Genomic DNA, 14,911 nt, shown 5'->3' with positions numbered 1-14,911 from the left:
CGAAGAGGGCTTTTTTTGTGGTTGGGTTTAATTTTTAGATAAAGAACATAAAGGTCAGAAGAACAAAGCAAGGGATCAAGATTGCGCCTGACCAAAGCATGTATCCAAAGAAACTTGGCATTGGAACGCCGGTTTCTTCTGCAATTGATCGAACCATAAAGTTCGGTGCATTACCAACATAGGTGTTTGCCCCCATAAAGACCGCTCCTGCAGAAATTGCCAGCAGAGTATTCGACATTTCGCCAGTCAATACACTGACATCAAGCCCCGTCGTGTTAAAGAAAACCAAATATGTTGGGGCATTATCCAAAAAGCTGGATAATAAACCAGTCGCCCAAAAATACATATAGTTCACAGGCTCCCCATTTTCCGTACTTACAGATTCGACAATAACCCCAAGAGCACCATCTGTCCCCGCTTTCAAGATCGCAATTGCCGGAATAATTGTGATGAAAATTCCGATAAACAATTTCCCGACTTCAAGTATTGGGAACCAACTGAAACCGTTTTTAACACGACTTTTGTCATCAGTAAGACGCATAGATAGATAAGCGATGGCGAGAAGGATTGCATCGCGCACCAGATTTTGAAGCTCGACATGTACATGATACACCTCAAAAGAGACGCCAGGCTTCCAAATCCCAGACATCAAGACGGCACCAATCACACCAAGTAGCAAGATAAGGTTAGTCTTCCCTTCTAAACCAAAAGCAACATTCTGTTCTTTTGTTGGAACAGTCTCAACAATAGGTCCTTCTCTTTTATAGAGGTAACTATCCAATAGGAAATAAACGCTCAACAGGATGGCAGAAAGCACCAACATCGGTACAAACATATGAGATGTCGGCCAAAAGAAATCGACCCCTTTAAGGAAGCCTAAAAAGAGCGGAGGATCACCCAAAGGGGTTAGTGAGCCCCCAATATTGGCTACGAGAAAAATGAAGAAAACAATCGTATGGGTTTTATGTTTTCGGCCTTCCAAAGCTCTGATAAGTGGTCGGATCAAGAGCATCGCAGCCCCGGTCGTGCCCATAAAACTAGCGAGTACAGTACCTATCAGAAGGATCGTCGTATTTAGACCGGGCTTGCCTTTTAAATGCCCTTTGACCCGAACGCCACCAGCGACAGTGAACAAAGAAAAAAGCAATATAATGAAAGGAAAATATTCAAGTAAACTAACGTGCAGTGTTTCGTAGAGGGCAAGCTCAAACCCAAAGAAAAAAGTGAAAGGAATAAGGAACATTGCAGCCCAAAATGCTGAAATTTTTCCAAAATGGTGATGCCAAAAATGTGGAGCCACTAAGGGGAAAATTGCAATAGAAAGCAGCATACACGCAAATGGAACAACCCAGATCAAGCCCAAGCCTTGGCCATCTAAATGAGGTGCGCCCTCGCTTGCAGCCATAGCCATTTCTGGAATAGTTAAGGTTATTACAGCTGAAAGACATAATGCGAATAACCGACTCATTCTTGTTATTAGAGTCATATTTTCCTCTTACTCGTTCGTATCTGGTTACTTTACTAAAAACTGAAAACAGTAATTAAATTTGAATATTATGCCTTTTTCTTAACCACATTACACAGCAAAGACAAGGCAAGCTTGCCTCATGAGTATACCCTCTGATGACGATAGAAGCTTCTGTTACAAATATTCCACAAAATGAAACGCTATTAATAATTCGGGTTTTAATATAAAGCCTTCTCTCTCTGATTAAATGTCGATTATACTTTCCAGCATCCAATTGGCTGCAAGCCTTCTGATACTCTACACCCCTCCTATCCCTCATAAGAGAAATTGATAGCCTCGCAGTTATGTTAAATAAGAACAGAGATGTCTCAAAAAAGATCCTATATGGGTGGTTGCTATTTTTAACGCTCGGGATTGTACTCACATGGCTTACCAGCCACTGGGTCGGAGTTAGCACCGCTCTGGAATTAAGGCAGGTCGCTAAAGAACGTCTTAGCCTTTATCAAGGTACATTAACCGGAGCTTTGGAGAAATATCGTTACCTCCCGTTTGTCTTATCGGGAAACGAGGATATTAAGCAGCTGCTAACAACGTCCAGATCAGATCCTTATTTTTCCAATACGGTAAGCAGATCTCTGTCAGCGACAAATAACAAAGCAGAATCAAACGTTCTTTATGTCATGGACAACAAGGGCAATACACTCGCATCTTCGAACTGGAAGGATATAAACAGCTTTGTCGGTCACAATTATTCTTTTCGACCCTATTTTTTAGACGCTATGCAGGGGAAAGAAGGCCGTTTCTTTGCCATTGGAATCGCATCCGGGATACCTGGATTTTACATGTCCCACCCTGTTTATGAAAAAGAAGGCATCGTCGGTGTTGTTATCGTCAAGGTAAACCTTGCTCCACTTCAACGACAATGGAGAGATGGCGGCGAAACAGTTTTTATTTCTGATGAGAACTCCGTGATCTTTTTATCTAGCAGAGATGATTGGCTATACAAAACGCTTAATCCGATCACGTCAGAAAGAATGAAACAAATAAAGTCGGTTCGACAATATGGTAACTCAAGTTTAGAACAATTAACTTATAAATCGGCGAAATTTGCGGGTGAAAAAATTATTGAAATTAACAAACGGAAGTATCTTGAAACAACCTGGATTATCACAAACCAAAGGTGGAATTTACACTATCTTTTTCCTGTAGATTTAATTAAAGAACGTCAGCGAACAACAATCGCGATAGGATCTGTACTTCTTATAACAATATTCGTTGCTGCTCTCTTTATCAGAGAACGTCGACAAAAACAGATTTCAAGTCGCAGAGCTTTAGAGAGCGAAAAAATACAGGCCATTAACCAGCAATTGGAAGTCGAAATTGTTGAGAGACGCAGAACAGAAAAAGAACTCCGCTCTGCACAAGATGGATTGGTACAAGCAGGAAAACTTGCCGCTTTAGGACAAATGTCCGCAGCAATCGCCCACGAAATTAATCAACCCATTGCTGCAATGAGAACTTTTGTGGCTAGTGCTCGGCTCCTTCTGCAGAAAGGCAAGATAGAGGAGCTGGATATTTCCTTACAAAATGTCACCTCCTTAACCGAACGAATGGGCGCGATAACCGGGCAATTAAAAACCTTTGCACGGAAAGCACCTAGCAAACTTGAACATGTCGAGATCATGCAAGCCATTTCACGCGCGATAGCACTCGTTCAGCCTCTTTTGGATTCAGGAAATGTTGTTCTTACTATAATGCCTCCCAAACATCTCCTCTTTGTCGAAGGGGATGAGGTAAGACTGGAACAGGTTTTTATCAACTTATTACGCAACGCAATTGATGCAATGGAACATATTGACAAAAAAAGGCTTGAAATATTTGTTGAAGAAAAAGACTCTAACGTAGTAATTCGCGTCAGAGACAACGGTACTGGGTTAAACGACACAGTTATAAATCAACTATATGATCCATTTTTCACAACCAAAATAAACAATGAAGGACTGGGATTGGGTCTATCCATTACTTATGGCATTGTGAAAGACCTTACTGGGCACATAGAAGCTACGAACAATGCAGTTGGCGGGGCTGAATTCTTGATTACATTTCCATCATCGAACAAACCAACGGACTAATACCTTATGAAAGATACAGATTCTAAAATAGACGGTCCCGTTTTCCTGATCGATGACGAAAGAGCGATAAGAGTCTCAACCCGTCAATGGTTAGAATTGGCTGGTCACGAAACCGTTGAAGATTTTCAAGATGCCCGCTCTGCATTAGAGAAACTTGACTGGCATTTTGCAGGTATCGTCATTTCAGATGTCAAAATGCCGGGAATGGACGGACTTTCGCTCTTAAAGGAAATAAAAAATATAGACGCCAACATTCCTGTTGTTCTGGTAACGGGTCACGGTGATGTTTCGATGGCGGTAGAAGCCATGCGTATTGGTGCTTATGATTTTATTGAAAAACCCTTCGAACCAGAACATCTTTTAGACATAGTCCGACGTGCACTTGAAAAACGCGCCCTGGTTCTTGATAACCGTGCCCTAAAACGAGATCTTTTTGCGGCTGAGGGTCTTGATGCCAGACTTGTTGGCGCCAACCCGATTATGCGGTCTCTCAAAAGAGACATAATGGATATAGCCCCAACGAATGCATCGGTTCTCATTCAAGGAGAAACCGGAAGCGGTAAGGAGGTTGTAGCAAGCTGCCTTCACGAGTTTGGCCCCAACCCCTCTGGTAATTTTGTTGCTGTCAACTGTGCCGCCATTCCCGAACAAATGGCAGAGAGTGAGTTTTTTGGTCATGAAAAGGGTGCGTTTACAGGGGCTCAAACCAAGAGAATGGGCAAATTAGAAGCCGCGAACGAAGGTACACTTTTCCTAGATGAGCTTTCTTCCATGCCTATGGAATTACAGGCCAAGCTCCTAAGAGCCCTTGAAGAACGCAAGGTCGTGCCTCTTGGCGCGAACACATCAAAGCCCGTCCAGTTCCGCTTAATCGCTGCCCTTCAGGAGCCACCTGAAGAAGCCATCGCAGCAGGAAGATTACGAGAAGATCTCTATTACAGAATAGCCACCTTTGTCATGGCGATCCCTCCTCTTAGAGCGCGTAAGGACGACCTCCCTATTCTTTTTCGCCTTCTCGCCAAGCGTGCGGCGGAAACCTTTGGCCGTGAGATTGAAATGCCGGGACCAGAAGGTATCGCCAGTCTCATGGCACACAATTGGCCGGGAAATGTGCGGGAACTCAGAAATGCCGCAGAACGTTATGCCTTGTCGACAAGACCATCTGAAGAAAAGCTCTCAATAATTTTAAACAGCGAAAAAGAAACCCAAGCTAGGACATACCTTCCACTGGCTGAACAGGTCCGTTTGTTTGAAAGAAACGTTATTCTCGCGTCATTGGATCGCCACAAGGGAAATGTCGCAGCTGTGATGGAAGAACTCTCCATTCCCCGGAGAACTCTGAATGAGAAAATGGTTAAATATAATCTCAAAAGAGCAGATCATGAATAAGGGTATGCACTAAAACAGCTGGCTAAAAACGACAAATATCGGCGAATTTCCGCCGATACATAGAACAGACATAGGCAAACACTTGCCAGCAACATTATTACGTATGGTTATTATCTTTTAAAAACAACATATTACAAATTCATTAAACTGGCACATCCTTTGCTGATATAACAGTTAGGTAAATAGCAATCGTTACCTATAAGATTTGCGAATTGTATATTTTAACAAATAATAAAAACTGATCCTTTGGGAGGATACTTATGCGTAAACTTACTCTGCTTTTGGCAGCTGCTGGTGTTGCACTCAGTGCTTTTGCTGTTCAGGCTGAACCTATTGTCATCAAATTGAGCCACGTTACTAAAGAAACTGGCCACCCTAAGGGTGAAGCCGCGGCTCTTTTTGCAAAAAGAGTAAACGAAGAAATGGCTGGTAAAGTCGTTGTTGAAGTTTATCCAAACTCTACTCTTTATAACGATGATAAAGCCCTAGAAGCCCTTCTTCTTGGCGACCTTCAAATGGCCGCACCTTCTCTTTCAAAATTTGAGAAGTTCACAAAAAAATATCGTATCTATGACTTGCCATTCCTCTTTAATGATATCGCTGCAGTTGATCGTTTTCAAAACAGTGAGAAAGGGCTAGAGCTTCTTGGAGCTATGGAAGCAAATGGTCTTCGTGCTCTTGGTTACTGGCACAATGGTATGAAACAAATTTCTGCAAACAAGCCGCTTGTTAATCCAAGTGACGCTGATGGTTTGAAATTCCGGGTACAAACATCAGATGTTTTGGTTGCCAACTTTGAAACACTTGGTGCAAACCCACAGAAGATGGCTTTCAGTGAAGTATATGGCGCCCTACAACAAGGCGTTGTTGATGGTCAGGAAAACACTTGGTCAAACATCTACACAAAAAAATTCTACGAAGTTCAAGACGGCATTACCGAAAGTAACCACGGTATTCTCGATTACCTTATTGTAACATCTTCTGAATTTTGGGACGGGCTTCCAGCCGATATCCGTGCTGATCTAGAGCGCATTCTTGCTGAAGTATCACAAGAACGTAACTCGATCTCTGCCCAGATCAACCAAGATAATAAACAGAAAGTTATCGATGCCGGTGGTGTTGTTCGTACTCTGACTGCAGAACAAAAAGCAGCTTGGCGCGCGAAACTCTCTCCTGTGTGGAAACAGTTCACAGATGATATCGGTCAGGACATGATTGATGCGGCTTTAGCCTCTAATTAATGAAGTCTTCGGCCTTTTTCAAGAAGACTAGGGCCTTTTCGTTCTGATCTGTTAATATAGGGAGGGCTTACTGGGTCCAGTACAGCCCTCCTTTTTGATATCCGGAAGCATTATCCCATGAGCAAAATCATCACGCACATAGAGGAAAGCTTCATCGCCCTACTTATGACCTCAATGGTACTGGTCACCTTTTCGCAGGTCGTAGCCCGATACGTTTTCAATAGCGGGGCTCTGTGGGCGCTGGAACTCACCACTTATCTCTTCGCCTGGCTCGTCATTTTTGGTATTTCCTATGGCGTTAAAACACATATTCATATTGGCGTAGATGCCTTCGTCAAAATATTTAACACACCAATACAAAGGTTATTTGGACTTTTAGCCGTAACAGCATCAATCATTTACGGTGCCATCATGTTTTATGGTGGATGGATCTATGTTGGAAAGTTGAAAAAAATTGGCATCGAAACTCATGATATGCCTGTCGAAAAATGGCTCTTCTTAAGTATTCTTGTTATTGGCATGGGTTTACTGATATTTCGTTTACTTCAAGCTTTTTGGACAATCCTTACCAATAAAGAATCAACGTCTATTCTTGGTGACGAAAGCAAAGATGCAATTGAGCAATTCATGGATGATGATTTAAATAACAATAAGAAAGAGGGAGAATAATCATGGCAATCGCTGTCCTCTTTATTTTGTTATTTCTACTACTTCTAATCGGCACTCCTATCGCCTTTTCACTCGGACTAGCCAGCCTTACTACCATTATATTCTTCTCTAATGACTCATTGGGCTCAATATCACTAAAGTTCTTTGAAACAATGGAGCATTACACCCTTCTTGCTATTCCATTTTTCATTTTATCCTCGGCATTTCTCTCCACCGGAGGAGTGGCGCGTCGATTAATACGCTTTGCAATGGATTGTGTTGGCCATCTTCGTGGAGGTATGGCGATAGCATCTGTATTGGCTTGTATGCTTTTTGCCGCTGTTTCTGGATCTTCTCCTGCAACGGTTGTCGCTATCGGATCTATCGTGATTGCAGGCATGCAAAAGGCAGGCTATTCAAAAGATTTTGCCGCTGGTGTGATATGCAATGCAGGAACATTAGGCATACTGATTCCCCCATCGATTGTCATGGTTGTCTATGCTGCAGCAACAGATGTATCTGTTGGTCGTATGTTTATGGCTGGTGTCATTCCGGGCATCATTGCAGGTGTAATGCTAATGATAGGTATTTACATTGCTGCGCGTGTAAAGAAACTTCCTCAATTACCCAAGGCATCTGCATCTGAAGTTTTCAGTGCTTTTAGTGAAGCTATTTGGGGTTTGTTACTTATTGTAATAATTATGGGCGGTATTTACGGCGGTATCTTTACCCCGACAGAAGCCGCAGCAGTCGCTTCCGTTTATGCTTATATTATCGCTGTCTTTGTTTACAAAGATATGGGCCCACTTAAAGGAAGAGATTCCTCTTCACTCGGCATTAGTGATTATATTATTGCATTTCCGAAAAGCTTTTTTGATCCAGAGGTTAAAAAGACCGTTCTTGAAGCCTCAAAAGTCACGATCATGCTGTTATTTATTGTCGCCAATGCAATGCTGTTTGCGCATGTACTAACGACAGAGCGTATTCCTCAGACAATAACAGCTGCGATTACAAGTGCAGGTCTTGAACCCTGGATGTTCTTGGTTGTAGTCAATATTCTTTTGCTTGTTGCCGGGAATTTTATGGAACCATCTGCCATCTTATTGATTATGGCACCGATCCTTTTCCCGATTGCAATCCAGTTTGGTATTGATCCCATTCACCTTGGTATTATCATGGTCGTAAATATGGAGATTGGTATGATCACACCTCCTGTAGGATTAAACCTTTTTGTCACAGCAGGAATAACGGGCATGCCGATACTTTCTGTCGTAAAGGCCGCGCTCCCTTGGTTGATGATTTTACTGGCTTTCTTGGTACTGATTACCTATGTACCAATAATCTCGACTTTCTTACCTGATCTCGTTTATGGGGCTCAGAGATAAATTAGAAAGGGGAGCTTGGCTCCCCTTTTTCTTAACGTATATATACACGCATCTATACGCACCACTGGGGAAATTTAAACGATGGAAATGACGGGTAGTTATATTATCAACTCACCACGACAAAAAGTTTGGGAAGCCATGAACGATCCCCAGGTTTTAAAACAGGCTATTCCCCGTTGTGATGAAGCAATTCGTCATAGTGATACAGAGTTCACTGCCGTGTTTTCTTTTAAGCTCGGTTTCATAAAGCCACAGCTTAAAAGCCTGATTACAATTTCTGACATTAATGCACCCAATTCTTACGTAATGAGTGCAGAGGGTCAGGGGAAAATCGCGGGCCTAGCAAAAGGCAAAGCAAATGTTGTCTTGATAGAAAAAGATGCAATAACCACTCTTTTGGAGTTCAAAGCCTCAGGCGACATGCAAGGCACCATTGCCGACCTGGCAACAAAGCTTGTGACCAAAACCGCCCAAAAACTCGCTGATGATTTTTTTGAACGTTTTGATCAGGTCCTCAGTAGCCAACAACAGGCGGTTTAAAAACCTGCCGAACAATTCCCCTTAGCTTGGAATTTTGTTATGAATTTGGGTTTAAGGGGATGACGTATTCAATTTTCCGATCACAAACTCTTGTAAAAATTCACGCACATTCTTTTCCGCACCATGATCATAGAGATCCATGTGGTACCCATCTTCAAAATAGATCGCCTGTTTATCGTTGGGTATTAACTCGAATAACTTTCGAGACAAAGCAATCGGAATAACCTCATCATTTTCTCCGTGAAAAAGAAAGACAGGCGCTTTTACATCCTGAATTGATAGGTCAGAGCGCCATTTGTCTTTTAAAAGATATTTGACAGGAAGGAACCAGTATTTGGCTTGCGCAACGTCAGCAATGGAACTGTAAGGCGCTTCCAGTATTACGGCCTGAACAGGAAACTGGGAACCAAGCCATACCGCCATCCCCGTTCCAAGGGATTCCCCATACATAATGAGCTTATCTTTGTTATATCCTTGTTCAGACAACCACTTTAAGGCACTCAAACCATCAGCTTTAAAGGCCTGCTCCGAAGGTGTCCCCTCATGCCCAGCATAGCCTCTGTATTCTACCTGAAATAATCCGAACCCCATTTCCGTAAAATATTTGAGTTTGGCAAGACGATCGCCTGTGTGGCCAGCATTGCCATGAAAAGCAACAACAACGGGGTAGTGTTTTTTTCTCGGTGGAATAAACCAATGTGTTAACTGAACCTCATCAGCCATTTTTAATTGGATTTCCTGAACACCAACACCCCCGTAAGCTTCAGGTTTACTGCGTAAATCTGATCCCGGATACACCAATCGCGTCTGAAGCAGATACATAGCAACCAGAACGACGATGTAAAACGTCGCAGCGAACAGAATCCAATTCATTAGCAGGCTCCTAAAATTCATAATTTATACTCTCACCTGAAAAATGTTTTGGTACCAGCAAGATCCATTAAGATATAGCATGTGTACGACAAAAGATTGTCGGAAAAAGGCATGAAGTGTCTTCTTAAATATTTCATAGATGAGGAAGAATTTATACACTGTTGCCCTTGAGGTAATAAGTTGAAACAATAAACTAAATTCAAGTTAATTTCGTTTAGAATATCAGGGAGTACCAGATCATGGATGTTCGTGCAGCAGTCGCCTGGGGCGCAGGAAAGCCACTGACCATTGAAACCGTCCAGCTAGAAGGCCCTCGTCACGGGGAAGTTCTTGTTGAGATGAAAGCAACTGGGGTTTGCCATACAGATGCCTTTACCCTCTCCGGTGATGATCCCGAAGGCCTTTTCCCAACTATCCTTGGTCATGAAGGTGCTGGTGTTGTTGTCGATGTTGGTCCAGGCGTTACTTCACTTAAAAAAGGTGACCACGTCATTCCTCTCTATACACCAGAGTGTCGTGAGTGTGATTACTGTCTAAACCCTAAAACCAATCTTTGTCAGGCAATCCGGACAACACAGGGGCAAGGCTTGATGCCGGATGGTACCAGCCGTTTTTCTATGGACGGTAAAATACTGCGTCACTATATGGGCTGCTCTACTTTTGCCAACTATAGTGTCTTGCCAGAAATTGCTTTGGCTAAAATCCGTGAAGATGCCCCCTTTGACAAGGTTTGCTACATTGGTTGTGGTGTTACCACTGGTGTTGGCGCTGTGATCAATACAGCAAAGGTAGAACCTGGTTCAAACGTTGTTGTATTTGGCCTTGGCGGTATCGGCTTGAATGTCCTTCAGGGTGCACGCATGGTTGGTGCCAATAAAATTATTGGTGTTGATCTCAATAACGACCGCAAATCCCTAGGTGAAAAGTTCGGTATGACCGACTTTATCAATCCTAAAGAAATCGACGGCAATGTCGTTGAAGCAATCATGGATCTCACCAATGGTGGTGCTGATTATTCTTTTGAGTGTATTGGTAATGTGAACACAATGCGTCAAGCGCTTGAGTGTTGCCACAAAGGTTGGGGTGTTTCCGTTATCGTGGGTGTTGCTGGTGCTGGACAGGAAATCTCTACCCGTCCATTCCAACTGGTGACAGGTCGCGTATGGAAAGGGACTGCTTTTGGTGGTGCCCGTGGCCGTACAGATGTTCCACAAATCGTAGACTGGTACATGGATGGCAAGATCAACATTGATGATCTCATTACCCATACAATGCCACTCGAAGATATTAACTCTGCTTTTGATCTGATGCACAGCGGTGAATCTATCCGTTCTGTGGTGCAGTATTAATAATAGTTGGGGCACCTTTTATCGGTGTCCCTCTTCTTTTCCCTTACGATGACAAATTAGGCCCCTGATAAATGAACAACACAAAAAATACCGATCTGGAACTGATCAGCGAAAATAAGATGTTTGGGGGTCTACAGCGTGTCTACAGCCATGTATCCACAGTTTGTAACGGGTCTATGCGCTTTGCAATTTACCTCCCTCCTGCTGCGCTCGAAGGAAAAAAAGTACCTGTACTAACATATCTATCTGGGCTGACCTGTACCGAAGACAATGTGACAGTTAAAGCCGGTGCCCAACGGATTTCCAGTGAACTTGGAATGATCTTTGTTGCACCAGACACTTCCCCTCGTGGTCAAGACATTGACGGCGAAGATGATAGTTATGATTTTGGTTCTGCAGCAGGATTTTATCTTGATGCAACTCAAGAACCTTGGGGAAAATCATACAATATGTATAGTTATATAACTCAAGAGCTACAGGATGTAATCACATCTAATTTCGACAGTGCAGATATGAAAAGACAAGGAATAACAGGTCACTCAATGGGCGGACATGGTGCTCTCACCATTCATTTAAAAAATCCAACCCTGTTTAAATCCTGTTCTGCTTTTGCTCCGATTTGTGCACCGATGAATTGTCCTTGGGGCGAGAAAGCATTTACGGGATACCTTGGTTCTAACAAAGACAGTTGGAAAGAATACGATGCCACGGAATTGATAAAAACATCCCCCAGTAAAGCTACCTTGTTTATTGACCAAGGGTTATCGGATAACTTTTTAAAAGAGCAATTAAAACCGGAGTTGTTGGAAATAGTATGTGAGCAAGTTGGACAAGCCCTAAAACTACGTTTTCAAGAAGGCTATGATCATAGTTATTTCTTTATGGCGAGTTTCATTGAAGATCATATACGCCACCATTTTGATGCACTATAATAATCAGATTTCTAAATAAATAATTGTTTTGAAGACACGTTAAGGAATTAGTGATGAATACAATGGCATGATCTCTATTCCGCCGCAGGTAGTGGCTTATTTAGTAGAGAGGCAAAGTATGTCTGATGTACTCGTTTCAAGTGATAGTCTTACCCCCAAAGATATTAATCTTATTCAAGCTTTTTACAAAGAGAATGTAAAAAGTGGCGATATTGGTGAGATCTTACCCCTCGCAACAAAAGACGGCGAACAAGTCGTCGCTGTCCTCACCGCAGATAACAGTAACCTCCTCTGCGCATTTGGCAAAGTCGCTGATTGGTATTGTGCAATAGATACTCATTCAAACGTTCTTGCAAAAGCGCAAATCCTCGGAGATCTTGTTTCAGGGCTTCCAGCAACAGCGTTGATCTAGATAATAGAAATTATATTCAAACACGCTACATAAAATTGTAGCGTGTTTTTTATGAAATTTTTGCGCTCTTTATTCTGATCGTACTGAATTCAATCAATTTCTATAAGCTTATATCCCTCAGCTTAAGGTTTTTGGGATCATATAGAGGTTCCTTGCCCACCACCGCCGGATAACGTTTACCAAGAATACTCACTTCCAGTTTTGTACCATCCACGGCCAAATCAGTTCTAACAAAACTCAAGGCAATATTTTTATCGATATGGTAGCCATATCCGCCAGATGAGGTTATTCCAACGATATCGTCACCTTGATAGATCGGAGAACAATAAGGAGCTTCAGCAATACTTGTACCTACAATCAAAGGAACAAAACGCTCCTTAATCCCCTTATCTTTATGAATTTTGAGAGCCTCGCGCCCCATAAACGGGCCTTTATCGACATCAATAAAGCGATCAAGAGACAATTCGTATGGCGTGTATTCGTGAATAATATCCACTTTCCATGAGCGATAGCACTTCTCAAGGCGAAGGGAATCCATCGCATACAATCCAAAATCTGCAACACCAAAATCCTGACCAGCAGCCATAACTTCATCATAGACATGCCCAAGGAACTCCATAGGTACATGTAGCTCCCATCCGAGCTCTCCAACATAGTTTACCCGCATAGCCAAAATATTTGGAGAAAACCCGATTTCAATAGGCTGTGTGGTTAACCAAGGGAACGCTTTATTGGAGAGATCAGATCTTGTGACCTTAGACAAGAGATCACGAGAACGCGGGCCTGCAACAACCAACGTTCCATAGCTATCTGTAATGTTCTCAAACTCAACCGAACCATCACCCGGCATGTTAGAAAGTAACCAGTCTTCATCGTGCCATTCCCCCGCTCCAGCAGAAATCAGCCAATACTGATCTTCAGTAAGACGCGTAATTGTCATTTCCGTCATCACATGTCCCTTACGGGACAGAAAATAAGAAAGGGACATTCCACCTATTTTGGGCATCTTACCCGCAACCATGAAATCAAGCCACGCAGTGGCTCCCGGTCCTGATACCTCGTACTTTGTAAAGCCACCAAGATCGAGAACGCCTACACGTTCACGAACTGCTTCACATTCAGCCTGAACAGCCTTGTTCCAGTTACGTCGGTCATCAATGTACGAGACGGTCTGTTCTTCTGGACGTTGGTCACCTTCCAACGGGAACCAAACTGCACGCTCCCAACCGCCACGAGCACCAAAGAAAGCGCCTTTTTGTTTAAGTTTGTCATAAACGGGGGTCATTTTCGCAGGACGACCAGCAGGGCGTTCCTCATGTGGAAAAGGAATCGCGTATTCGTTTTGATAAACTTCTATCGCTTTATCAACAACATATTTCTGTGTTCCGTAGTCGGTATAACGGCGTGGATCAAACATCCACATATCCCACTCGGACTCACCTTCAAGAACCTGTTCCGCGATAATTTTACCCGCCCCGCCGGATTGAGTAATACCGAAACTAAAACCACAACAATGGTAGAAATTATCCAGACCATACGCCGGTCCAATATAAGGAAGTCCGTCAGGAGTATAGGGAATAGGCCCGTTGATCACGCGTGCGACCCCACCTTTTTCCAAGATAGGCACCCGAGCCATAGCCTGTTCAATATACCATTCGATCCGTTCAAGATCCTCGTTCCACAACTGAGAAGCAAAGTTCTCTGGCAAACCATCGAGCCAATGGGGCGTTGCTTTCCACTCATATGGCCCCAGAATGAGCCCGTCCCGTTCCTGACGCAGGTAATAACTATCATCCGGATCTCTCAGCAGCGGTAACTTTTTATCTAAGGCTTCGAGTTCAGGGATCGCATCTGTCACCAGATACTGATGAGAGAGAGAAACGATCGGTATGTATTGCCCCACCATCGCCGCGATCTCACCACCGCGATAGCCCCCAGCATTAATGACCTTCTCACAGGTAATAGAGCCTTTTTCACAATCAACGCGCCATTCCCCATTGGGGGTCTGTTCTATGGCGGTTACACGGTTAAATCGAAGGATATTCACACCGAGATCACGCGCACCTTTGGCGTAGGCCTGTGTAAGCTGACTTGGATCAATGTCGCCATCCAACGGGTCCCAAAGGCCGCCTTCCAGCTTGTGCGTTTCAAGGAAAGGGTAAATGTCCTTCATTTCGTTCGGGGTCATGATTTCATAGTCAAGACCTTGAGCCTTTGCCATGGATTTAACGTGTTCGAACTCGAACATCCGCTCATCAGATTGTGCCAGCCTGATTGATCCTGTCCGGGTGTAATTCATCGGATAGTCAACGTCTTCAGCCAAACGCCCATAGAGCTCAACACCGTACTTCTGCATCTTCATGATGTTGACGCTACCGGAATAGGTCGGACAATTGCCCGCCGCATGCCAGGTTGATCCAGATGTCAATTCATCCATTTCTAACAAGACGACATCCGTACATCCCATTTTCGCAAGATGGTAAGCCGCACTACAGCCAACTGCACCCCCACCAATAACAACAATTCTTGCATGACTTTTCAT

At 43.3% G+C, this 14,911-nt stretch carries 12 protein-coding genes; 9 read left to right on the top strand and 3 right to left on the bottom strand.

Annotated elements, in window-relative coordinates:
• Nucleotides 1-34: 34 nt before the first annotated feature.
• Entirely contained in the window at nt 35-1,486 is a 1,452-nt protein-coding gene (locus tag ACFSKO_RS17490; protein ID WP_380254021.1) for a sodium:proton antiporter, read from the bottom strand.
• A gap of 326 nt (nt 1,487-1,812) precedes the next feature.
• Between ACFSKO_RS17490 and ACFSKO_RS17485 the strand changes: the two genes are divergently transcribed.
• The 6 genes from ACFSKO_RS17485 (at nt 1,813) to ACFSKO_RS17460 (ending at nt 8,803) form a co-directional block, all read left to right on the top strand.
• The gene (locus ACFSKO_RS17485) at nt 1,813-3,600 is read left to right on the top strand and encodes an ATP-binding protein (protein WP_380254019.1); all 1,788 of its coding nucleotides are present in this window, start codon (nt 1,813-1,815) and stop codon (nt 3,598-3,600) included.
• Between the two features lie 6 nt (nt 3,601-3,606).
• Nucleotides 3,607-4,989 (top strand): sigma-54-dependent transcriptional regulator, encoded by a 1,383-nt coding sequence (locus tag ACFSKO_RS17480; RefSeq protein ID WP_380254017.1) that lies wholly within the window; start codon nt 3,607-3,609, stop codon nt 4,987-4,989.
• 260 nt (nt 4,990-5,249) lie between these two features.
• Nucleotides 5,250-6,230, top strand: coding sequence for a TRAP transporter substrate-binding protein (locus ACFSKO_RS17475; RefSeq protein WP_380254015.1), 981 nt, complete (start codon nt 5,250-5,252; stop codon nt 6,228-6,230).
• Nucleotides 6,231-6,347: 117 nt separating this feature from the next.
• Nucleotides 6,348-6,899, top strand: a complete 552-nt coding sequence (locus tag ACFSKO_RS17470) for a TRAP transporter small permease (RefSeq protein ID WP_380254013.1) — start codon at nt 6,348-6,350, stop codon at nt 6,897-6,899.
• Nucleotides 6,900-6,901: 2 nt separating this feature from the next.
• Entirely contained in the window at nt 6,902-8,263 is a 1,362-nt protein-coding gene (locus tag ACFSKO_RS17465) for a TRAP transporter large permease (RefSeq protein ID WP_380254011.1), read from the top strand.
• Between the two features lie 81 nt (nt 8,264-8,344).
• Nucleotides 8,345-8,803 carry a CoxG family protein gene (locus ACFSKO_RS17460; RefSeq protein WP_380254009.1) on the top strand — a complete coding sequence of 153 codons (459 nt, stop codon included), beginning with the start codon at nt 8,345-8,347 and terminating at the stop codon, nt 8,801-8,803.
• Between the two features lie 51 nt (nt 8,804-8,854).
• Here ACFSKO_RS17460 and ACFSKO_RS17455 read toward each other — a convergent pair whose 3' ends face one another.
• Nucleotides 8,855-9,676 carry an alpha/beta hydrolase gene (locus ACFSKO_RS17455; protein ID WP_380254007.1) on the bottom strand — a complete coding sequence of 274 codons (822 nt, stop codon included), beginning with the start codon at nt 9,674-9,676 and terminating at the stop codon, nt 8,855-8,857.
• 239 nt (nt 9,677-9,915) lie between these two features.
• Here ACFSKO_RS17455 and ACFSKO_RS17450 point away from each other — a divergent pair, with 239 nt between their 5' ends.
• The 3 genes from ACFSKO_RS17450 to ACFSKO_RS17440 all read left to right on the top strand — a co-directional run bounded on the left by ACFSKO_RS17450 (nt 9,916) and on the right by ACFSKO_RS17440 (nt 12,369).
• A complete protein-coding gene (locus tag ACFSKO_RS17450; RefSeq protein ID WP_380254005.1) occupies nt 9,916-11,025 on the top strand; it encodes an S-(hydroxymethyl)glutathione dehydrogenase/class III alcohol dehydrogenase in 1,110 nt (369 codons plus the stop codon).
• 71 nt (nt 11,026-11,096) lie between these two features.
• Nucleotides 11,097-11,957, top strand: a complete 861-nt coding sequence (fghA, locus tag ACFSKO_RS17445) for an S-formylglutathione hydrolase (RefSeq protein WP_380254003.1) — start codon at nt 11,097-11,099, stop codon at nt 11,955-11,957.
• Between the two features lie 118 nt (nt 11,958-12,075).
• The gene (locus ACFSKO_RS17440; protein WP_380254001.1) at nt 12,076-12,369 is read left to right on the top strand and encodes a hypothetical protein; all 294 of its coding nucleotides are present in this window, start codon (nt 12,076-12,078) and stop codon (nt 12,367-12,369) included.
• 100 nt (nt 12,370-12,469) lie between these two features.
• Here the strand turns inward: ACFSKO_RS17440 and ACFSKO_RS17435 are convergent, their stop codons facing one another.
• Nucleotides 12,470-14,911, bottom strand: coding sequence for a GcvT family protein (locus ACFSKO_RS17435; RefSeq protein WP_380253999.1), 2,442 nt, complete (start codon nt 14,909-14,911; stop codon nt 12,470-12,472).

The organism is Kiloniella antarctica, assembly GCF_042682825.1.
GTDB lineage: Bacteria > Pseudomonadota > Alphaproteobacteria > Kiloniellales > Kiloniellaceae > Kiloniella > Kiloniella antarctica.
This window is presented reverse-complemented; position numbering and strand designations above follow the sequence as displayed.